At 69.3% G+C, this 20,204-nt stretch carries 16 protein-coding genes, 2 tRNA genes and 2 riboswitches; of the genes, 14 read left to right on the top strand and 4 right to left on the bottom strand.

Translation table 11 applies throughout. The features are described 5' to 3' along the window. Both HMPREF0058_RS00090 and HMPREF0058_RS00085 read left to right on the top strand, forming a co-directional pair. A partial coding sequence (locus HMPREF0058_RS00090) for a hypothetical protein (protein WP_006547594.1) occupies positions 1 to 263 on the top strand: 263 nt, incomplete at its 5' end. A gap of 66 nt (positions 264 to 329) precedes the next feature. Next, positions 330 to 1,556 carry a DUF3027 domain-containing protein gene (locus HMPREF0058_RS00085; protein WP_006547593.1) on the top strand — a complete coding sequence of 409 codons (1,227 nt, stop codon included), beginning with the start codon at positions 330 to 332 and terminating at the stop codon, positions 1,554 to 1,556. Positions 1,557 to 1,682: 126 nt separating this feature from the next. Here the strand turns inward: HMPREF0058_RS00085 and HMPREF0058_RS00080 are convergent, their stop codons facing one another. Further along, positions 1,683 to 2,660 carry an NAD(P)-dependent oxidoreductase gene (locus tag HMPREF0058_RS00080; RefSeq protein WP_006547592.1) on the bottom strand — a complete coding sequence of 326 codons (978 nt, stop codon included), beginning with the start codon at positions 2,658 to 2,660 and terminating at the stop codon, positions 1,683 to 1,685. A gap of 103 nt (positions 2,661 to 2,763) precedes the next feature. On the opposite strand from HMPREF0058_RS00080, the gene HMPREF0058_RS00075 reads away from it, so the two are divergent. The 9 genes from HMPREF0058_RS00075 to HMPREF0058_RS00035 all read left to right on the top strand — a co-directional run bounded on the left by HMPREF0058_RS00075 (position 2,764) and on the right by HMPREF0058_RS00035 (position 14,800). Next, positions 2,764 to 4,227, top strand: coding sequence for an NCS2 family permease (locus tag HMPREF0058_RS00075; RefSeq protein WP_006547591.1), 1,464 nt, complete (start codon positions 2,764 to 2,766; stop codon positions 4,225 to 4,227). 210 nt (positions 4,228 to 4,437) lie between these two features. Further along, the gene (locus HMPREF0058_RS00070) at positions 4,438 to 5,823 is read left to right on the top strand and encodes an MFS transporter (protein WP_006547590.1); all 1,386 of its coding nucleotides are present in this window, start codon (positions 4,438 to 4,440) and stop codon (positions 5,821 to 5,823) included. A gap of 182 nt (positions 5,824 to 6,005) precedes the next feature. After that, on the top strand, positions 6,006 to 6,677 hold the full coding sequence (locus HMPREF0058_RS00065; RefSeq protein ID WP_034237306.1) for a metal-dependent transcriptional regulator: 672 nt from the start codon (positions 6,006 to 6,008) through the stop codon (positions 6,675 to 6,677). A gap of 168 nt (positions 6,678 to 6,845) precedes the next feature. Then, positions 6,846 to 6,998: riboswitch (cyclic di-AMP (ydaO/yuaA leader) on the top strand. 2 nt (positions 6,999 to 7,000) lie between these two features. Beyond that, positions 7,001 to 7,672, top strand: a complete 672-nt coding sequence (locus tag HMPREF0058_RS00060) for a C40 family peptidase (protein ID WP_006547588.1) — start codon at positions 7,001 to 7,003, stop codon at positions 7,670 to 7,672. A gap of 243 nt (positions 7,673 to 7,915) precedes the next feature. Continuing rightward, positions 7,916 to 8,065, top strand: a riboswitch (cyclic di-AMP (ydaO/yuaA leader). A gap of 4 nt (positions 8,066 to 8,069) precedes the next feature. After that, on the top strand, positions 8,070 to 8,819 hold the full coding sequence (locus HMPREF0058_RS00055) for a C40 family peptidase (protein ID WP_006547587.1): 750 nt from the start codon (positions 8,070 to 8,072) through the stop codon (positions 8,817 to 8,819). A gap of 178 nt (positions 8,820 to 8,997) precedes the next feature. Continuing rightward, positions 8,998 to 9,939 (top strand): universal stress protein, encoded by a 942-nt coding sequence (locus tag HMPREF0058_RS00050; RefSeq protein WP_006547586.1) that lies wholly within the window; start codon positions 8,998 to 9,000, stop codon positions 9,937 to 9,939. An 81-nt stretch (positions 9,940 to 10,020) separates the two neighbouring features. Continuing rightward, a tRNA-Arg gene (locus HMPREF0058_RS00045) sits at positions 10,021 to 10,093 on the top strand. A 143-nt stretch (positions 10,094 to 10,236) separates the two neighbouring features. Further along, complete coding sequence (locus tag HMPREF0058_RS12490) at positions 10,237 to 14,583, top strand: PDDEXK-like endonuclease domain-containing protein (protein ID WP_006547585.1); 4,347 nt, start codon at positions 10,237 to 10,239, stop codon at positions 14,581 to 14,583. Continuing rightward, positions 14,576 to 14,800 carry a transcriptional regulator gene (locus HMPREF0058_RS00035; RefSeq protein WP_229083279.1) on the top strand — a complete coding sequence of 75 codons (225 nt, stop codon included), beginning with the start codon at positions 14,576 to 14,578 and terminating at the stop codon, positions 14,798 to 14,800. Before HMPREF0058_RS12490 ends, HMPREF0058_RS00035 begins: the two co-directional genes overlap by 8 nt. Before the next feature lie 125 nt (positions 14,801 to 14,925). Here HMPREF0058_RS00035 and mscL read toward each other — a convergent pair whose 3' ends face one another. The 3 genes from mscL to HMPREF0058_RS00020 form a co-directional block, all read right to left on the bottom strand. Then, positions 14,926 to 15,321: a large conductance mechanosensitive channel protein MscL gene (gene mscL / locus HMPREF0058_RS00030; protein WP_006547583.1), complete on the bottom strand. Its 396-nt coding sequence runs from the start codon at positions 15,319 to 15,321 to the stop codon at positions 14,926 to 14,928. 97 nt (positions 15,322 to 15,418) lie between these two features. Continuing rightward, entirely contained in the window at positions 15,419 to 16,078 is a 660-nt protein-coding gene (locus HMPREF0058_RS00025; RefSeq protein WP_006547582.1) for an SAF domain-containing protein, read from the bottom strand. A 179-nt stretch (positions 16,079 to 16,257) separates the two neighbouring features. Beyond that, entirely contained in the window at positions 16,258 to 16,911 is a 654-nt protein-coding gene (locus HMPREF0058_RS00020; protein ID WP_006547581.1) for a 5-formyltetrahydrofolate cyclo-ligase, read from the bottom strand. A 142-nt stretch (positions 16,912 to 17,053) separates the two neighbouring features. On the opposite strand from HMPREF0058_RS00020, the gene HMPREF0058_RS00015 reads away from it, so the two are divergent. From HMPREF0058_RS00015 to HMPREF0058_RS00005, 3 genes are all read left to right on the top strand, one after another. Continuing rightward, on the top strand, positions 17,054 to 18,265 hold the full coding sequence (locus HMPREF0058_RS00015; protein WP_024035188.1) for a molybdopterin molybdotransferase MoeA: 1,212 nt from the start codon (positions 17,054 to 17,056) through the stop codon (positions 18,263 to 18,265). 425 nt (positions 18,266 to 18,690) lie between these two features. Continuing rightward, complete coding sequence (locus tag HMPREF0058_RS00010) at positions 18,691 to 19,557, top strand: flagellar biosynthesis protein FlhF (RefSeq protein WP_229083277.1); 867 nt, start codon at positions 18,691 to 18,693, stop codon at positions 19,555 to 19,557. Positions 19,558 to 19,662: 105 nt separating this feature from the next. Next, positions 19,663 to 19,738, top strand: a tRNA-Ala gene (locus HMPREF0058_RS00005). The last annotated feature ends 466 nt before the right edge of the window (positions 19,739 to 20,204 follow it).

The following is a 20,204-nucleotide window of genomic DNA, read 5'->3' as shown; positions in this document are numbered from 1 at the left end:
GAGCCGGTGAGCAGGCCCGCATCGACTCCGGCCAGGGCCGGGGCGCAGCCACGGACCCGGTGCACGCCCTGGCGCTGCTGCGTCAGGCCCGGGCCTCGCGCTCGCGGCTACGCCTGCGTCTGGCGGGACAGGACGGAAGCGTCCAGGAGCGGCGCGTGCGGGTGCTCGCGGTGGAGCCCGGCAGGGTGCGGCTGGCCGACGTCGTGCGTGAGACTGAGCTGACGGTCGCCGTTCACCGGATCGTGGGCGTTGAGGAGGAGTAGGGCTGGCGCGGGATCGGTGGGAGACGGTGATGCCGCACCTGTGGACCTGCCCCCTACACTGGTCGGGTGACATCTACCGCGACTGATCCCGAGACAGTACCCCCGACCGAGACCGGACATCCGGCCCCTGGCCAGGCTGGTACCCTCGCGGACCCTGCGACCGCCTCCCTGGAGCGTGCCGGCAGCCTGCCCACTCCTCAGCAGGCCGTGGCCGCCGCCAAGGACAAGGTCCTCACCTCTGCCGTCGCCGTCGACCTGGCCCACCAGGCCCTGGGGCAGATCACGGAGCCCCTGAGCGTGGGTGCCCACCTGGGAGCCCGCAGCGAGGGCGAGCGCGTGGTGACTCACCTCTTTGAGTGCAATCTCGCCGGTTATCGCGGCTGGCACTGGGCCGTGACGCTGACGCGTCCGCCTCGCGCCCGCACCGCGACCGTGTGCGAGATGGAGCTGCTGCCTGGCGCGGAGGCGATCCTGGCTCCCGCGTGGATCCCGTGGGCGGACCGGCTCCAGCCTGGGGACGTCTCACGCTCGGACCGGCTGCCGCGCCGCGAGACGGACGAGCGCCTGGAACCGGGCTGGGAGGCCACGGGTGAGCAGGAGGGGGACGTCGTGGGAACCGACGCCCTCGACTTCGGCCGCGCGCGCGTGCTGTCTGCCGAGGGGGTGCAGCGTGCCGCCCAGCGTTGGTACGACGGCGACCATGGCCCTGACGCCGACGGCGTGCGCAAGGCCCACGCCACCTGCGCCACCTGCGGCTTCCTCGTGCCGCTGGCTGGCCCGTTGCGTAACGTCTTTGGCATCTGTGCCAACGAGTGGGCGGCCGACGACGGACGCGTGGTCTCCCTGGACCACGGTTGCGGCGCACACTCGGAGACTGATCTGCCTGATCAGGGGCCGGAGTGGCCGGTGACGCCCTCGCGCCTGGACGAGGCGGCCATGGAACCCCTGGGGACGGACGGAACCTCGATCCGCGACGGGCGCAGCCAGGCTGAGGAGATTGAGGCTGCCTCGCAGGAGGAGCCGGAACCGGCTGAGGCCGGTGACGCTGAGTCTGGTGACGCCCCGGCGCAGGCCGAGGACTCATCGGATGGTGCCGAGCAGACCCACGAGGCGGGCGGGGCCGCTCAGGACGCCGAGCAGACCGAGGCGCCCAGCAGCTCTGAGCAGCGCCACGCCTCGGCGCTGGACGCCGTTGCCGAGCTGGCGGCGACGGCGCACGGGCATGAGGACGCACCTCGTGCGGTCCCCACAACCCTGGATGAGCTGGAGGCTCAGCTACCCTTCGGCGGCTAGCGCTACCCCTCTGTTTCCTTCGCTACCCCTTTGTCTTCTTCGCACCCCCGTAGCGCGCGCAGCGGGGGTGCGAAGAAGACAAAGGGGTAGCGGACGACGTTCCGGGGGAGCGAAGGTCAGAGAGGGTTAGCGGGTGACCAGGGCCTCCAGCCCCATCAGCGGTGCCCCAGCGGGCGTGGCCTGCACGATGGCGGCGTTGGCGATGATCCGCTGCGTGGCACCCACCACCCGGCCCCCGGCTGCGTGCGGGGTGAGCAGGAGGTTCGGGGCGCTCCACAGGGTGGAGGTGGCAGGCAGCGGCTCAGGGTCCGTGACGTCCAGACCAGCTGCGGCCAGGCGGCCTTCGCGCAGCGCCTCCTCCAGGGCCTCCTGATCCACCGTGGTTCCGCGCCCCACGTTGACCACGACGGCGCGCGAGGGCAGCAGTGCCAGCCGTTCGCGTGAGAGGGCACCGGCAGTGTCCGGGGCAGAGGGCAGCACCATGACCAGCAGGTCCGTGTCCGGCAGTGCCTGCTCGATCTGCTCGACGGCGAGCACCTCGAAGCCTGCTCGCTCGCCCGCGCTGTGGGCGACGCCGCGCACCTGGGCCCCGAAGGCGCTCAGCAGCCGGGCGGTCGCCTGCCCGATAGCACCGAAACCCCACACCAGCGCTCGGGCATCAAGCAGGGTGGTCAGCCGCTTGGGGTCATGGACAGGCTTGGCCCCGCCCAGGTCCCGGTCCCACACGTGGCGGTCAGCGGAGCGTACGGCCTGGGGCAGGCGACGCAGGCATCCCAGGGTCAGCGCCAGGGCGTGCTCGGAGACGGTGGCGTCATGGAAGTGCCGCCCGGAGGTGATGGCGACTGAGGAGGGGAAGCCTGCGGCCAGGACGTTGTCCGGACCGGCCGCCAGGGTCTGGATCCAGCGCAGGTGGGTGAGGTATCCGGGCATCTCGCGCAGGACCGCACCATGCCCGGAGCCGCCACCTCCCCACAGGACCATGGCCTCGGCGTCGCGGTGCTCAGGCGGGACGGGCCTGCCCTCGTCGAAAAGGACCACCTCATGGCCCGCGTCTCGGATCGGAGCGGGCTCGATGTATCCGGAGGAGGTCAGCAGGATCTTCATGTCACCAGGGTGTCACGCCAAGGCGGTGTCCGGAGGGGAGTTGCGAGCCTGACGCGGCGCTGCGATTGTCTCCATCGGCTTCGCTCTGCGAGAATCCGGTTACGTGAGTGCACCAACCACATCCCCCCGTCCCAGCGCCGCGTCCGCCCCGACCGGCGCGCTTGACCGTTTCTTCCACATCACAGAGCGCGGTTCCACCGTGGCTCGTGAGGTGCGGGGCGGGCTCGTCACCTTCTTCACGATGAGCTACATCCTCGTCCTCAACCCCCTCATCCTCTCCACCCCGCACGACGGCATCGCCCCGCTGGGCACCACCGAGCAGATCGCGGCTGGCACGGCCTTCGTCGCCGGCATCATGACGATCCTCATGGGCCTGGTGGCCAACTTCCCGATGGCGCTGGCCGCGGGCCTGGGCATCAACGCGATGATCGCCTACACCCTGGTAGGCATGAACGGCATGACCTATGCCGACGCCATGGGCCTGGTGGTCATTGAGGGCATCATCATCCTCGTCCTGGTGCTCACGGGCTTCCGTGAGGCCGTCTTCAAGGCCGTGCCCGCGCACCTGAAGACCGCGATCAGCGTGGGCATCGGCCTGTTCATCGCCCTGATCGGCCTGGTGGACGCCAAGGTCGTGCGCGCTGGTGGCACGCCGCTGGAGCTGGGCCTGGGCGGCTCGCTGCAGGGCTGGCCGGTTCTGGTCTTCCTCTTCGGGCTCTTCCTCATCCTCGTGCTGCACGTGCGCAAGGTGAAGGGTGCCATCCTCATCGGCATCATTGCCTCCACCATCCTGGCTGCCGTCGTCGAGGCCGTGGCCCACCTGGGAGCCTTTGACGCCGAGGCCAACCCCACCGGCTGGTCGCTGTCCGTGCCCGCGCTGGAGGGTTCTCCCGTTGGCATGCCCTCCCTGGCCACGCTTGGTCACTTCAGCCTGCTCGGCTCGATCGAGAAGGTCGGTATCGTCTCTGTTGTCCTGCTCGTCTTCTCCCTGATGCTCGCTGACTTCTTCGACACCATGGGCACCATGGTGGCCATCGGCGCCGAGGGCAACCTGCTGGACGAGAAGGGCAACCCGCCGCGTACCCGCGAGATCCTCGTGGTTGACTCCGTGGCCGCCATCGCCGGCGGTATGGGCGGGGTCTCCTCCAACACCTCCTACGTCGAGTCCGCGGCAGGTGTGGGTGAGGGTGCGCGGACCGGTCTGGCCTCCGTGGTCACCGGCCTCGCCTTCCTGGCGAGCATGTTCATCGCGCCGATCGTCTCGATGGTGCCCTATGAGGCAGCGACCCCGGCACTGGTCGTCGTCGGTTTCCTCATGATGACCCAGGTGACGGACATCGACTGGAAGTCGTCTGAGGTGGCCCTGCCGGCCTTCGTCACGATCATCATGATGCCCTTCTCCTACTCCATCACCAACGGCATCGGCGCCGGCTTCGTCGCCTACCTGGTGGTGCAGCTGGCACGTGGCAAGGCCAAGAGCGTCCACCCGCTCATGTGGCTGGCCTGTGTGCTGTTCGTCATCTACTTCACCCTGACCCCGATCAAGGCGATCCTCGGCATCGCCTGACCCGTCAGGCCTACGGACCCCGGCCTCGCTCCACGGTGGAGGGCACCTGCCCTCCCGGTGGCGGCGAGGTCGGGGTTTCGACGTCGTAGCTGCGGCGATACGATGTCCTGCCGCGCTTGCTCGCTCGACGCCGGACACCTGGCCGCCCGACGCCTGCCTACCACGCACGAAACGCCACTTACCGTCACGAAACCGAGGCCTCCGCACGCCGTGTCCGCCACTTTTGAGTCACTGAAGTTCCACAACTACCGGATCTGGTTCTTTGCCGCCCTGGTGGCCAATACCGGTTCATGGATGCAGCGAGTGGCTCAGGACTGGCTGGTGCTGCGGGTCCTGACGGACGACTCCGCCTCGGCCACGGGCATCACCACGGCCCTGCAGTTCCTACCGGCGCTGCTCTTCTCCGCTCATGCCGGTCTGCTCGCGGACCGGGTTGACCAGCGCAAGTTCCTCATCTTCACCCAGTCCGCCATGGGACTGGTCTCCCTGGCCCTGGGCCTGGACGTCATCCTGGGCCGCGCCGAGCTGTGGCACGTCTACCTGGCAGCCTTTGTCTCGGGGTGGGGCGGGGCCTACGACTCCCCGGCCCGGCAGATCTTCGTGGCCCGGATGGTTCCGGGCGACTACCTGTCCAACGCCGTGGGCCTGAACTCGGCCTCCTTCAACGCAGCCAGGCTCATCGGCCCCGCCGTGTCCGGACTGGCGATCGCCTGGGTCGGTCCCGGGTGGGTCTTCATCATCAACGCCCTGACCTTCCTCTTCCCCACCCTGGCGCTGGCCACCATGCGCGTGCGTGAGCTCTACGCCGTGCCGCGTGCCGCGCGTGCCAAGGGGCAGCTGCGTGAGGGGATGGCGTACGTGCTGCGCCGCAGCGACATCGTGGTCATCATCGTGGTCATTTCCGTGGTCTCGATGCTCACCCTCAACTTCCAGGTGACGATGGCCGCCATGGTGCGCAGCGCCTTCAACCTGGAGTCCGACGCCTACGGCAACGTCTCCTCGATCTTCGCCGTGGGCTCCCTGGCCGGTGCACTGTGGGCGGCGCGTCGCAAGGCTCCGCGCGTGCGCACGCTCATCGTGGCGACCTTCTTCCTGGGTCTGTTCACTCTGGTCATGGCTGTGGCTCCGAGCTACCCGCTGTTCGCCCTGTCCTCGATCCCGGTGGGGCTGTGCGTGCTCACGGTGCTCACCAGTGCCAACCAGACGGTGCAGCTGACTACCGACCCGGCGATGCGCGGGCGGGTGATGAGCATCTACATGATGTTCTTCCTGGGGACCACGCCGATCGGCTCCCCGCTCGTCGGGTGGGTCTCGGACCAGTGGGGTCCACGCTCGGCGATCACTCTGGGTGGGGTGGCGGCGGTCCTCATCGCCTGCCTGGCCACCTTCTGGGCGCGGCGTCACTGGCAGGTGGACCTGGCCTACTCCTCCACCCGCCCCTTCCTGAGCACGGTGGGGCCGCGTGAGCGTGCGAGCCTGTCCCATCCCGGCCCGGTGGCCGGTGAGCAGATCGAGGGGGCTGGGGCTGAGCTGGTCGCGGAGGCTGAGGCCCGTGGTGAGCAGGACGACGACGGCGAGGCCCGCCCGGCACGCTGAGTCCGCCGCCGTGGGTGGCAGGCTCGAGCCGGCTGGGCGTGAGCGCGCTGGGCGCGAACGGGGTGGGCGCGGCCTGCGCGCCAAGGGCTTGCCGATATCCTGGGACAGCCTTCGGGCAGACGGTCCCTGTCTGCTTCCAGGCGCTGTCCTCAGGACGTACTTCTTCCCAGGAGGTCTCAGGCATGAGCGAGCTGATCGACACAACCGAGATGTACCTCAAGACCGTTTACGAGCTTGAGGAGGACGGCGTTCTGCCGCTGCGCGCGCGCATCGTGGAGCGCCTGGACCACTCGGGGCCGACCGTCTCCCAGACCGTGGCGCGCATGGAGCGTGACGGCCTGATGAAGGTCGCTGAGGACCGCTTGCTGGAGCTGACCGAGGAGGGCCGCCGTCGGGCTACGGAAGTGATCCGCAAGCACAGGCTTGCCGAAAGACTGCTTCTGGACGTCATCGGTCTCGACAGGCGGCTGGTCCACGAGGAGGCCTGCCGGTGGGAGCACGTGATGAGCGAGCAGGTCGAGGAACGCCTGCTGACGATCCTCGGTGACGTGAGCACGGACCCCTTCGGCAACCCGATTCCTGAGGTGAGGGCCGAGCACCCGCAGCCGGCGGCCGGCGAGGTCAGTGCTGACCGCGCGGTGCGTGCGGACCGCGAGGACGGGGTGGTGGCACGAGTCGGTGAGCCCATTCAGGCTGACGCTGACCTCATCGCCAGCCTGGAGGACGCCGGGATCGTGGCCGGGGCTGAGGTCCGCCTGCGCCCGAGCAGTGGCGGGGTGCGTGTGGTGTGCCGCGAGGGCGAGCCGGTGGTTCTTCCTGACGACCTGGCGCGCCATCTCTTCCTCATTGCCTGAGCGTCGGTCCTCACTGCCGCCGTCGGCGACCGCGGTGTCTCATTGCACGCATTTGCCTGCGGCGGAATCCTTCTCGAGGAGGATCACGTTCGTATAACGTATCCGCTGCGTCCGGGTGTCCGGACGCGAGGAGCCAGGCGGAGCCCAAGCCTGCTGACGTCCGGTTCCTCGATCCATACGACTTCACCAGCAGGCACGGGGGACCCACCGCCGGCCAGGCCGCTACAGGCTGAGCCTCGGGGTGAAGCCCGCCTCGTGCGGGCCGGGCGCCTCCCGCTCGAACCCGACAGCTAACCTCGCAGGCTCCCCAGGAGAGAACTGACGTGACCACACCTGTTCAGGCGCGCCACCGCAAGGCCTCACGGCCGCTGACCCCGCTGAGCGACCTTGCTCCGGCTACCCGCCGTGGCTTCGCCGTCGCCGCCTCCTCTGGCCTGGCGCTGACCATGATCGCCTCTGGCGCCAACGCCGCGGGACAGGATGCTGAGAACCTGCGCAGCTCGGCCGGCACCCTCAAGGTCGGGCTGGTGGCTGAAGCGGAGAGCCTGGCGGCCAGCAACGCCCCGATCAAGGTCTCCGAGCAGGTTGCCGCTGACGACGCTGCGGTGGTCACCGAGGTCGAGACGGTGACGGCCGAGGTCGTCCAGGAGCGCAACGCCGTCGCCACGGGCCAGGGCCTGATCGACTACGGCATGCAGTTCCTTGGCGTTCCTTACGTCTGGGGTGCCTCCAGCCCGACCGCGTTCGACTGCTCCGGCTTCGTCTCCTACGTCTACGCCTCGATCGGTGTGTCGATCCCGCACCAGTCCAGTGCGATCCGCAACATGGCGGGGGCGAGCGTCGTCTCGGCCTCCGAGGCCCAGGCTGGCGACATCATGTGGTGGCCAGGCCACGTGGGGCTCTACGCCGGTGACGGGATGGTCCTGGAGTCCGTGCCGGGCGGAGTGACCTACCGCGCCGTGTGGGGCAGCCCGACCTACCTGCGGGTGCTCTAAGCCACCCGGCGTGCAGGGCTGCGGGCCTGCGGCCCGTCTCACCCTGCGGCACTACCTGTGACGAGAGCCGTCTCCTCCGTGCGGAGGAGACGGCTCGGTCATGCGAGGTATCGACAGATAAGTGGTGGGCATCACGTCGATGTGCGTTATCTGGTCGTGACATAATGGGCGCGCTCCGGTAGCGTCTCCATCGTTACCCGGTTGAGACCGGGGACGCCCTCATCGCGGGGCCCAGTCCTGCCGCCCGCGTTGAGGCCCATGACCATGATGGCAGGAACGGGGGAACCAGTTCTGGTCTCGGTGACGAGGCCTTGGGGTGAAGTCCGCGCAGCGGACCGGGCGTCTCCAGCTCGAACCCGACAGCTCACCTCGTCGGCACACAGGAGAATCAACCCACATGACCACTAGCACCTCGGCCCGTCACCGCAAGGCGGCACGACCCCTGACCCCGATCGCGACCGTCGCTCCGGCTGCTCGTCGCGGCATGGCGGTGGCGGCGTCCTCCGGTCTGGCCCTGACCATGCTTGCCTCCGGTGCTAACGCCGCCGGTGCGACCGAGGCCTCGGCCTCGGCTGGTTCCCTCGAGGCTGCGGGTGTCGGCGCGATCGCTGCTCAGGCTCGTGACGCCCTGGCGACCAACGAGGTCATCACTGCTGGCGAGGTCGCCACCCTGGCAGACGTTGAGGCCGTTGCCGAGGTCTCCGTCGCCGCTCCGCAGGCTCCGGCTGCTGAGGCTGAGACCGAGGCGACCACCACGCAGGAGACGGCTGAGGCTGCCGCTCCCGCTGTTGCCGTGGCTGCTCCCGAGAACGCCTCGGCCTCCTCGATCGTCGCGATCGCCCTGCAGTACCAGGGCGTGCCCTACGTCTCCGGCGGCACGACGCCGGCGGGCTGGGACTGCTCCGGGTTCGTCCAGTACGTCTACGCCCAGGCCGGTATCTCCCTGCCTCGTACCTCCTACGCCCAGGGCGCCGCGGGCACGCTCGTCTCGGCTGCCGAGGCTCAGCCTGGCGACATCGTCTACTACGGCCACCACGTGGGCATCTACGTGGGCAACGGCATGATGATCGACGCCGGTACCCCCTCCACCGGCACGGTCTACCGCGCCGTCTACGGCTCGCCGATCGGCTACGTCCGCATCGGCTGAGGCTCTCGCCTAGCGCGCTGATCTCCTTCGTGACGACGGCGCCCCGTCAGCCTGCCAGGCAGGCTGACGGGGCGCCGTCGTCGCTTCGCGGCACGCGCAGTGGTTTGGACCACATGGCACATCGGGGTGACAATGAGACCAGTTGGTTTCCCGACACCCGAAGAAAGGGGCAGAACCCATGGCCGAAGACAGAGTCGTCCTCGTCGGAGTGGATGGATCACCTGAGTCGCTGGGAGCGGTGGACTGGGCAGTCGCCCGTGCCGCCCGCGAGGGATGGCGCGTCCACATCCTGTGTGCCTACTCGCTGCCATCCTTCACGACGGCGTCGCTGGACGGCGGTTACGCGGCTCTCGATGACACCGCGATCCGCTCCGGCGCCCAGGCGGTCGTTGATGAGGCAGTCAGCCGCGTTCAGGGACGTGGCGTGACCGTGACCAGCTCGCTGGAGACCGGAGACCCCGCCGGGGTCCTGGTGGACCTGTCCAGCGAGGCTGTCTTGTCCGTCGTTGGTACGCGTGGTGGCGGCGGATTCGCCGACCGTCTGCTGGGCACGGTCTCCTCGGCGCTGCCGGCACACGCCCACTGCCCGACGGTCGTCGTCCCGCGCCACACCGAGGGCGCGGAGTACACGCCGGTCAAGCGCATCGTCGTCGGCGTCGACGGCTCGGACTCGGCCCGCAAGGCCCTCAAGTGCGCCGTCGTGGAGGCTGAGGCCTGGGGCGCGGAGCTGACGGCAGTAGCTGCGGTGCCGATGGCCTCGGGAGCGGGAGCCCTAGCCTGGCTGCCTGCCGCCGTGGACCGCGATCAGGTCTTGGCGGACGTGCGCAGTGGTCTGGACCGGGCTGTTGCCGAGGCGGTCGAGGGCCACCCGGGCGTCACGGTGCGTCGCCACGCCCTGGACGGCAACGCCGCCCAGCTCATGAGCGAGTTCTCGACGGCGGTCGACCTCGTTGTCGTCGGCTCGCGTGGACGCGGTGGCTTCTCCGGGCTGCTGCTGGGCTCGACCAGCCAGGGCGTGCTCTCGCACGCTGCGTGCCCGGTCATGGTGGTGCCCTCGCGTACCCGGGACGACCACTTTGAGGTCGCGCGCAACGCCGGTACGCCGTGGGGTCGCGCCTAAAGAAACAGGCCTGACCTGCGTGGTGCCCGGGGACGCGGTTCCCGGGCACCACGTGCGTCCTGGTAGGGTGGGGACCCGCAAGCCCTCGTAGCTCAGGGGATAGAGCACCGCTCTCCTAAAGCGGGTGTCGATGGTTCGAATCCATTCGGGGGCACGACTAAACCCTCGTATCTCAAGGAAAAGCACTTCTTGAGAGCGAGGGTTGCTGCGTGCCGGAGCGCTGAATGAGGCGTTTATCGGTCCGTTTTGCCGGGGAGTCGCCCTCGACGGACGCGGTGGTGCCGTTATGTTGGTGATATGACGCCTTCACTCTTCTCATTCGGCCGTAACCGTCGCAAGACGCAGGCCCGTGCGGCAGAGCAGAAGGACGTCGGTGGCTCCAGCAGGCCGGTCGAGACCGACGAGGCTGCGGCCCCGACGCATGAGGCCGCGCCGCACGAGGACGCCATGCAGGAGGACCGTGCTGGCCAGGCGCAGGAGCGCACTGACCAGCCGGTGCCTGGCGGCGAGGACGGCGTGCCTGGCCCTGCGCAGCGCCCGCTTTCCGAGCTCTCTGCGCCCACGAGCCACGCCCACCCCTCCGGGCGGCCCGGTGAGGCGGTCCTGGAGGAGGCCCTTGCGCGCTGGCGTGAGGAGCTGGTGGACCTGGGCGGGGTAGCAAGCCTGGACGACATCACGCTCCTGGAGGGAGTCGTTGACCTCACGGCCGCCCACCCCTCGGGCCTGGCGCAGCTCTACGCCGGCCGCCCCACCCACCTGTCCAGCCTCGTGCGTGAGCGCAGCGCCCTCGGTGTGGCGCGCCAGTCCCTGCGCGAGGTCGCCGGGCGCACTGATCTTCTGGCCCGCCAGTTCGGTGTCGCACCGGTCTACCTGGCGCTCGGGGTGGCCTCCTGGAGCGAGGCAGTGCCGACCACGGATGCTGATGATCCTGGGCTGGCCGAGCAGGCCGAGCCCCTTGACGTGGCCGAGCCGGCTGAGAGCGCCGGCGACCAGGGGGAGCAGGCGCAGGCCGCGGCAGCGGGCCTGACTCGCACCATCAACGCCCCGGTCCTGTTGCGGCCGGTGCGCCTGGCCTCCACCGGCGGCGACGCCGCCCTGACCCTCGGGCCCTCGATCGAGGTCAACCCCGTGGTCACCCGTGCGCTGCGTTCGGCTGGGTGCCGGACCGACGTCGACGCCGTTGCCCGCGCCTCGCTGTCCGAGCTCGGTTTCACCCCACGCGCCGCGCTGACGCGGCTGGGCTCCCTCGGACGCCAGTTCCTGCCGGACTTTGAGATCCATGAGCGGCTCGTCGTCGGCGCCTTCGTGCACCCCGGCCAGGCCCTGGTGGAGGACTTTGACGCCACCATCGAGCGGGCCCGGGCCTCAGCCCTGGTGGCGGCGCTGGCCGGGGACCCTGACGCGCAGGCCGCCCTGGCCCTGCCGCTGGAGCAGGCCGACGGCGTGGACCGGGACCCGGCACTGGAGCGCGGTGTCGGCGACCTGGACGTGGCTCAGCTCGACGCCGTCGAGGCTGTGAGCACCGGAGCCTCCCTCCTCCTGGACGCCCCGCCCGGCTCCGACGTGGTTGACACGCTGGCCGCCGTGCTCGCGGACGCCGCTGCCTCCGGACGCACGGTCCTGCACGTGCCGGCCACCGGAGCGGACGGGCACGCCGTGGCGCAGGCACTGCGCGAGCAGGGGCTGGGGGACCTCGTCGTCGATCTGACCGAGGACGCCGGATGGCGGCTGCACGCCGCGCAGTCCATCAAGAACTCCCTCGGCGTGGAGCCCCCGGTACTGGACGTGACCGGGATCCTTGGCCTGCGCGAGCGGCTGGGCGAGGTGCGTGAGCGCCTGACCTCCTCGCTGGAGGCACTCCATGTGCCCCGCCAGCCGTGGGGGGTCTCCGCCTACGAGGCGCTGCAGCACCTGGCTGAGTTCACCACCGGTCGCTCCCGCAGCCGCACCGGGGCACGCGTGGAGTGGGGGATGCTGGAACGCCTGGATGAGGAGGGCCTGGACCAGGCCCGCACGCTCCTTCACCGTGCTCACGCCCTGGAGCTGCTGACGCCTAGCACGGCGAGCTCGGCCTGGAACGGCGTCACGGTGGCTGACATCGACCAGGCCACCGACGCTCTGAGCCGGCTTGCCGAGCTTGCTGACGAGCTGCTGCCGGCCATCGAGAAGGACGCTCCCCTGGTGGCCGAGCAGTGCGGCCTCTCCCGGGCGCTGACCCTGACGCAGTGGTGCGCCCAGCTGGAGCTGCTCGACGGGCTGCGCGACTCCCTGGACGTCTTTGTCCCCGCCGTCTTCGAGCGTTCGGCAGCGGATATGGTCATTGCGACGGCGACCCGCCAGTGGCGTGAGGAGCGCTCCATCGAGATGTCGGGAGCCACTCGCCGCCGCTTCATCAAGCAGGCCAAGGACCTGGTGCGCCCTGGCCGCCCGGTGGAGGACCTCCACGCTGAGCTGGTCAAGGTCCAGCACCGTCGCGAGGCCTGGCGCTTGTACGAGCCCACCAGCGGCTGGCCGGAGCTTCCTGCAGGTCTGGACGGCATGCAGGCCACGGCCAGGCGGGCCAAGCAGGCTGTGGAGGAGCTGCAGCCCATGCTTGCCACGGCCGACGACGTCCCGGACCTGATGGGTCTGGCCCTGCCCCTGCTCCTCGGGCGCGTGCGGGCCCTGGCGGACGACGACGTCACGGCGCAGAAGCTCCCGGAGATCAACCGGGTCATGGGTCAGCTCGGCGAGCTCGGCCTGGGCGAGCTCGTGGCCGATCTCGCCTCGCGCGGCGTGGACGAGCAGGACCTGGACACTGAGCTGGAGTACTGCTGGTGGACCTCGCTGCTGGCGCATCTGCTGGGCACGGATCCTGACCTTGCCGGGCTCGATTCGGGAGTGCTGGCCGAGCGTCAGGCACGTCTGCGCGAGCTGGACGCCGAGCAGTCGGCGTCCCTGGCCGGGCCGGTGGCCCAGGCCTACGCCCGTCGGGTGCGCTCAGCGGTCGAGGCGGACAAGGAAGCCGCCCGGGCGCTGTACGTGGCGCTCTCGCGTGACGACGGCGTGCCGCTGCGGGAGATCCTGGCGGAGCACCCGCTGGCGATGGTGGTCAAGCCGGTGTGGATCGTCCCGCCCACGCTGGTCCCGCAGGTCCTCGATCCTCAGGCCCTGGTGGGCCTGGCAGTCCTCGACGCCAGCGCCCATATGCCGGTGTGCCAGGTGCTGCCGGCCTTCGTCAGGGCCGAGCAGGTGATCGTGGTCGGTGATCCCCGGCGTGAGCCCACGGGCCTGGCGGCCGAGCTGGGATCGCTGCTGCCCTCGGTCACGCTACCGACCACGCGCAACAGCCTGGACGCCCAGATCGCCTCCTTCCTGGCCACCCACGGCTACGACGACGTCGTGGAGGCGATCCCCTCGCCCCCAGGCTCGGCCCCGCTCAGCCTGGAGCTGGTGGACGGGCGTGGAATGCCGGCCCCTGGCCAGACGGCTGTGGAGTCGGTGCCGGCCGAGGTGGACCGCGTGGTGGACCTCGTGATCGACCACGCCCTGGCCCACCCCGAGCAGTCGCTGGGAGTGGTGGCCCTCAACGCCAGGCACGCCGAGCAGATTCGGCGCGCGACCACTGCGGCCGTGGTCGGCTCCCCGGCGCTGGAGGAGTTCTTCGCCGGTGGGATCGCCGAGCCCTTCGTAGTGGTGGACCTGTCCGAGGCGCGCTCACTGCGCCGTGACCACGTCATCCTCAGTGTGGGCTACGCCAAGACCCCGCATGGGCGGACGATCCACAGCTTCGGCGCTGTGTCCGAGCCGAGCGGGATGGTGAGCTTGGTGGAGGCGCTGTGCGCCTCGCGCGGGACCACTCAGGTGGTCTCCTGCCTCGCGCCGCAGGACATTGACCCGGAGCGTCTGCACGCCCCTGGGGCGCAGCTGCTCTACCAGCTCCTCGTGCGGGCCGCTGGCCTGGCGCAGGATGACGCCCAGGGAAGCCAGGAGTACCCCGATCCGTTGCTGGTGGACCTTGCTGAGCGTCTGTGGCGCAAGGGTCTGACGGTGGTACCTCGTTACGGCCTGGAGGGCGGCACGCGGATCCCGCTGGCGATCGGGCACCCGGACTATCCCGGTGAGTTCTTCGTCGCGGTGCTGACCGACGACGCCGACTATGTGGCGCAGAAGAGCCTGCGACGTCGTGACCGCCACTGGGTGGAGCGCCTGCGGCGTCGCGGGTGGCGGGTCTACACGGCCTTCTCTGTCTCGGTCTTTGTTGACCCGGAGGCTGAGGCCACCGCGATCGAGGACGAGGTGCTCGCGGTGCTTCGTGAGCGCGAGGCGGAGCGGGAGCGCTCCGAGCAGGTGGTGGCTGCGCCTCCGGCCGAGCTTGACATGGACGGCAGTGAGGAGACCGAGCCTGGCGAGGCCGAGCAGGAGGAGCGTGAGCCGGTGCGAGGGCTGCGGCCTCCGATCGCGCAAGGTTTGCCGCTACAGGCCTACTCTGACGATCAGCTGGATGATCTCGTGGCCTGGATCCGCTCCGACGGCGTCGAGCGCAGTGTTGAGGCTGAGGTCGAGGAGCTGCGTGCCACCCTGGCCCTGCTGCGTCGAGGCTCTGGCGTGGACGCGGTGCTCACCCACGCGGTTACGCGTTCGCGCGCCCAGGCCGATGACTGAGTCCGGGCGCTACGGCAGGCGCCGTCGCAGGGTAGTGGCCCTCTCCCAGGCGGACCAGGCGCGGGTAGCGCGTGGTGAGCTGCCTGAGGCTGCCGCTGAGGAGGAACGGCGTCGTCACGTGGACGCGCTCACGGACGCCCTCTCGCGTGCTGATGGTGCGGGCGATCATGCTAACGACGCTCGCCTGCTGCGTGACGTTCCCCCGCACTGGGGGTGAGCGGCGCCGGACGCCGCCTGTGCCAGCGCGGGTCCGCCTAGGAGACGGAGATGACGGTGCCCCCGCGACGATGGTGGTCGTCGCGGGGGCACCGTCCGTGAGCAGCGGCCCAGTGGCCGCCGGGCTCACTTCTTGTCGGCGAGCAGGTCGCGGATCTGGACGAGCAGCTCGGTCTCGGAGGGAGCCGGGACCTCGTCCGCGGCCTCGATCTCCTGGGCCTTGCGGGTGCGCTCCTTGAGCTTGTTCATCGGCAGGACCACGCAGAAGTAGATCGCGGCGGCCACCAGCAGGAAGTTGATTCCGGCGGTGATGATCGTGCCGGGCTGGATCGGGTCGGAGCCGTTGATCGAGAACTGGCCGACCGAGTTGAAGTTCGGCGAGCCGACCAGGGCGCCGATGATGTTGAGGAGGACCTTGGTGAGAGCCTCGACGATCGGGGCGAAAGCGCCGCCGATGATGACGGCGACGGCCAGGTCAATGACGTTGCCCTGGGCAATGAAGTCGCGGAAGCCCTTCAGCATGAGGGAGGCCTTTCGATGATCACGCCACCGTCAGGCGGCGTGGAAGTGTCTGGGTGACAGCGCCGTGGCAAGTGCCGTGCGGGCTGTGGGACTGAACTCAGGGACTGAGCACGATCCCGAGCGCGCCATGGGTGGCGGCTCCTACTACCAGGCTAGCCGTGCTGGCGGGAACGGCAAGAGTAATAAGTGGGACTGTGGCCCCACTGCTCCATCGATCACTGTTTCCTTCATGTTGCGTGAGCAGGACCCGCGCACCATCGCAGATGACCGTGGGTACCTCGGCGCCTGCGCCATCGCCTGCCTGCGGCGCCTCCGCCACGAGGTCGACGACGGCGCCGGGCCTGGCAAGCTCAGCGCCCACCTCCACCGGCACCTGGACCACGCGTTCGTGCGGCAGGAGGTCGGAGGTCAGCGACTGGCTGGTCATCGACGTCGTCAGCACCGTGCCCTCCTCCAAGGTGACGGCGGCGCGAGTCCCAACGACCTCGCCGTCGGCCAGCCCGGTGCGTGGCAGAGCGGCGACGGGCAGCTCGCGGCGGGCCAGGTCAGCGTCCTGGAGGACCTCACCGGCCACCACCTGGCGTGTGGTCACGATGACCTGCGCGACCTCACCCGGGCCAGGGCGCAGGAGCGTGAGCGTGACCAGCGCGGCGGCCCCGACGCACAGACCGACCACGAGGTGGCGCCAGCGCCACAGGAGGACGGAGGGGACAGGTCGTGGTGCGCGCTCCAGGGCGCGGTGACGGAGTGGAGTCATAGCTCCAGGGTGGAGTGACGCCGTCGCTGGGCACCAGCAGGCCTGGTGAGTCCTGTGGAGGAGGGTGTCACGGCGCGTGCCTGTGGAGCCCGAGCGCTCGCGGCACCCGGTGGGTGCAGCGGCAGGCCCTCCCAGGTGAGGGCGGGCCGCGCGGGCAGGAGAGGCGAGCTGCGCCGTCGTCAGTGGGAGCCGGCCTGGAAGGCAGAGCCTTCGAGGAGGAACCACTGCTCGGGGGTGATGACGGCGTCGACCAGCTCGTCGTGGGACTCGGTGGGCAGGGGGCCGGTGACCAGCTCGTCGGAGTGGACCATGGCAAAGACCTGCACGCCCTGGGCCCGCAGTGGGAGCATCCGGTCGTACCAGCCGCCGCCCTGGCCCAGGCGCCGCCCGGCGCGGTCGACGGCGAGCGCAGGGATGATGAGGGCCTCGACCTTGCTGATCTCCTCAGGGGGCAGAGCCTGGCCGCTGGGCTCGGGAGGACGCCCTGGCGCGCGCTCGGCCAGGTCTGCCGAACCCTTGAAGTAGCTCCAGGAGCGTGCCAGGTGCGGGCCGAGGACGGGCAGGAGCACGCGCGTGCCCTGCTCGTACAGGCGGTCCAGCAGCAGGCGGGTGCACGGCTCGTGGGAGACCGAGACGTAGGCGGCCACCGAGCTCAGGGAGCCCACGGCCTCCAGCGCATGCTCGGTCAGGGCCTCGCACACGGCGTCGTGCCCGTGCTCGGGGTGACGGTGGTGCTGCCGCCGGTCGCGTCGCAGCAGACTGCGCAGTCCGTCCTTCGCGTCATCGACCTCCTGTCCCTCGGTGGTGGGGAGGTCACGCGCGTCGCAGCTCATGGCCCTATCCTCGCAGGTCCTGCGTGGCGGGCCGAACGGACATGCCCATCGGCTGGCCGCGGGCATGGTGCGCAGGCCTGCCGGGTACGCTGAGCGCTGTGGGGCGTCTTTGCCCACTACCGGTTGTCACACGGAGGCCATGATGAGAACGGTCGCGGAGCACCTGGCTGCCTGCCTGGATATCGCACAGGCGGCTGCGCCGCTCGACGTCGTCCTGCTTGACGCGGTGGGATGCGTCCTGGCCGAGGACGTGGTCGCGGACCTGGACCTGCCGGCGGTGGACCTGGCTGGTATCGATGGTTACGCGGTGGCCGTGGCGGATCTGGCCGGCGCCTCGGTCACGAGCGCAGTGACTCTGGAGGTCATGGACGCGGTGCGGGCGGGGGATATGCGGCCCACTCGGCTGGTGCCGGGCACGGCGATCCTCATCGACTCTGGTGCGCCCTTGCCGCTGGGGGCGGACGCCGTCGTGGCCTGGCAGGACACGGACCGCGGGACCTCGCGGGTCCAGGTGCGAGCTCAGGTCGAAGCCGGTGCCAATGTGCGTCAGCGCGCGGATGACGTGCGCGCTGGTGAGACGGTTCTGACCGAGGGTACGAGGATCTCGGCGCGGCACGTCGCTCTGGCGGCCGGGCTCGGGCGTCACCGCCTCAAGGTGCACCCCGCCCCGCGTGTGGTCATCGTGTCGATCGGTGACGAGATCGTGGAGCCGGGTGCGGCTCGTGAGCCCGGGGACGTCTTTGACGCCAACGGCCACGCTCTGGCCTCGGCCGTGGCAGACGCCGGAGGCCAGGCCTTCCGGGTGGCGGCAGTGCCGGACGAGCTGCGAGCGCTGAGCGAGACGATTGAGGACCAGCTGGTGCGTGCCGACGTCCTCATCACCACCGGAGGCTTGTCCGTGGGGCAGGGAGATACGGTCAAGGAGGTCCTGGCACCTCTGGGCTCAGTGCGTTTTGACGCCGTCGCCATGTCCCCGGGCCGACAGCTGGGTGTGGGCACCGTGGACGGCACCCCGATCTTCTGCCTGCCAGGAGACCCGGTGAGCGCGCAGATCGCCTTTGAGACCTTTGTCCGCCCGGTGCTGCGGCAGATCGCGGGGCGATCCTCCCTGCACCGCTCCTCCTTGCCCGCCAAGGTCGCTACCGGCTGGCACTCTCCGGCTCATCAGCGCCAGTTCGTGCCGGTCCACCTCAGTGGCTCGCCGAGCAAGGGGTACGTTGCTGAGCCGACGGTGCAGCCGGGCCGAGCCCAGCTGTCCGGACTGGCACGGGCCAACGCTATCGCGGTGGTGCCTGAGGAGACTCGGACGGTCGTGGCAGGGGACCTGCTGCACTGCCTCCTGCTTGACGCCTGAGTGCGAGACCAGGAACGAAGACGAGGACTCCTGACCGGACCAGGCTCTGTCGGCGACCGTGCCGTGCGGGGCGTGTGGGGCCTGTGTGACTGGCGTGATTCAGCTGTTGGGCACGTCCACTGTGACTGGCCGCTAGGTGTCCTCAACACGCCGTGTTCCTGCCGCCCCACGTGCGGTGGCCCGCATACGGTAGGCGCGTGGGAATCGAGATCTGGGCACTGATAGCGCTCGTCGCGGTTCTCGCCGTGTACCTGCTCCCGATACTGGTCGGACGCCGGGAGGTCCTGGGACACTCGCGGGTTGAGGATCGTTACTCCTCACAGCTACGGCTCCTGGCCGTGGGACCGCAGTCTCAGGCCGGAGGTGAGACCTGCCCCGAGGGTGGACACGCAGAGATCTTTCGACGACGACCGGAGGTCAGGGCGATGAACAGGCCTGCAGTCAGGAACGTGCGAGCCCTGCGCACTGAACGGGAGTTGGTGCGAGCCAAGAAGGCGCACGCACAGGCGCGAGAGCGCCGGCGAGCCGCGGCCTCACACCGGTCCGTTGTTGCCTGTGCCCTGGTGGGGGTGCTGCTCGGTGTGGGAGTCGTCGCGGCGCTGACGGTCCTGCCCTGGTGGCCCGCGCTGGTGCCAGGCGCGCTCCTGGCAGTGTCCATGGCGGCCGGACGCCGCGCTGCCCTGGCGGGGCAGGATGCCGAGCGCCGTGAGCGGCGTCGGATCGCGGAGCTGGAAGCTGAGCTGGAGCGCCTGGCCGGGCAGTCTTCGACGCAGGCGAAGGCCTTGGCGAGCTCGCAGAAGGTTGCTCAGGCAGAGGTGACCGCGTTGGCAGCCTCGGACAGTGCCGCTCTGACCGAGGTGGCTGATGAGGTACCGCCGGTCGCAGCTACCGCCACGGCGACTGCTGGCCGCGAGGAGCCGACGGCGGGCGAGTCTGCCCCGGTTCAGGCGGCGCGGGAGAGCGCCGTGGCGCTAAAGATCATGGCGACGCGGCCGGCTGCTCCGGTGGAGGAAACCGAGTCGAAGCCTGCCGCGGCCGCGCGCGAGGCCTCGACCCAGACACCGCCGCAGGGTTGGCACCCTGTGAAGGTGCCGGCGCCGACCTACACGCTGGTCGCTACGGCGCCCAGGCGTCGCGTGGAAGAGCTGGAGGAGACGGCTGCGCCGTCCGCGCCGGTGCCGATGCGGCCGAAGGCTGTGCGGAGCCTCGCCACCCGTGAGGTGGGGGAAGAGCTGCGTCAACCGATCGACCTGGACGCCATTCTCCAGCGCCGTCGCGCTGCGGGGGCCTGATCGATCAGATGTGGCAGCGACGCGGCTGGCAGCGACCGTGGCTCGCCTCACGGTATCTCAGGTTGCGGGTCTGGGCCCCGACGGTGCTACGATCGTCGGGCACCTGGGGCTATGGCGCAGTTGGTAGCGCGTCTCGTTCGCAATGAGAAGGTCGGGGGTTCGAATCCCCCTAGCTCCACCACTAGGACGTTCATTTTGATACGAAGTGAACGTCCTGTTTTTTATGCCATAAAACGTGGCGTTTCACCCTGTCGGGGTAGCTTCATGGGTTTCGGAAGTCTTCCTGGTTAGGTATTTGACTTATCGCTGGCTCGGCACAGTTTGTCAGATTTCCGGTAGCCTGGAAGGCTCCGAGAAGTAAGCTACAAGAAATATGTCCATCCGCCAAAAGCGTGCGAGTCGCTAAAACTTTGCGGTTTCACAGGATAGATCTATAACCTAGAGCGATCGTGGAGTAACTGTCCGAAGCCAGAGCTTCTAAATTAAGCAGTAAAAGTTTGTCACGTTTTTTCGTAGACGTTCATTTCAAATCACCATTAATGGATGATTTGATTACCAAAAACAATTACTTACGTATAGCGATTGCTATACCTATCAATATGTGTAATGGAATTCTAGCTAATTTACTATATTTGTTTGCCTATATT

The organism is Actinomyces urogenitalis DSM 15434 (genome assembly GCF_000159035.1).
Classification (GTDB): domain Bacteria; phylum Actinomycetota; class Actinomycetes; order Actinomycetales; family Actinomycetaceae; genus Actinomyces; species Actinomyces urogenitalis.
The sequence above is the reverse complement of the archived record's forward strand: the minus strand, read 5'-3'. Positions and strand labels throughout refer to the sequence as shown.

What these genes read in the sequence shown, in the direction of transcription:
- HMPREF0058_RS00010 (WP_229083277.1), top strand. Translation starts at nt 18,691, where the DNA reads ATGAACAGGCCTGCAGTCAGGAACGTGCGAGCCCTGCGCACTGAACGG.
- HMPREF0058_RS00020 (WP_006547581.1), bottom strand. Translation starts at nt 16,911, where the DNA reads ATGAGCTGCGACGCGCGTGACCTCCCCACCACCGAGGGACAGGAGGTC.
- HMPREF0058_RS00050 (WP_006547586.1), top strand. Translation starts at nt 8,998, where the DNA reads ATGGCCGAAGACAGAGTCGTCCTCGTCGGAGTGGATGGATCACCTGAG.
- HMPREF0058_RS00065 (WP_034237306.1), top strand. Translation starts at nt 6,006, where the DNA reads ATGAGCGAGCTGATCGACACAACCGAGATGTACCTCAAGACCGTTTAC.
- HMPREF0058_RS00015 (WP_024035188.1), top strand. Translation starts at nt 17,054, where the DNA reads ATGAGAACGGTCGCGGAGCACCTGGCTGCCTGCCTGGATATCGCACAG.
- HMPREF0058_RS12490 (WP_006547585.1), top strand. Translation starts at nt 10,237, where the DNA reads ATGACGCCTTCACTCTTCTCATTCGGCCGTAACCGTCGCAAGACGCAG.
- HMPREF0058_RS00055 (WP_006547587.1), top strand. Translation starts at nt 8,070, where the DNA reads ATGACCACTAGCACCTCGGCCCGTCACCGCAAGGCGGCACGACCCCTG.
- HMPREF0058_RS00025 (WP_006547582.1), bottom strand. Translation starts at nt 16,078, where the DNA reads ATGACTCCACTCCGTCACCGCGCCCTGGAGCGCGCACCACGACCTGTC.
- mscL (WP_006547583.1), bottom strand. Translation starts at nt 15,321, where the DNA reads ATGCTGAAGGGCTTCCGCGACTTCATTGCCCAGGGCAACGTCATTGAC.
- HMPREF0058_RS00080 (WP_006547592.1), bottom strand. Translation starts at nt 2,660, where the DNA reads ATGAAGATCCTGCTGACCTCCTCCGGATACATCGAGCCCGCTCCGATC.
- HMPREF0058_RS00035 (WP_229083279.1), top strand. Translation starts at nt 14,576, where the DNA reads ATGACTGAGTCCGGGCGCTACGGCAGGCGCCGTCGCAGGGTAGTGGCC.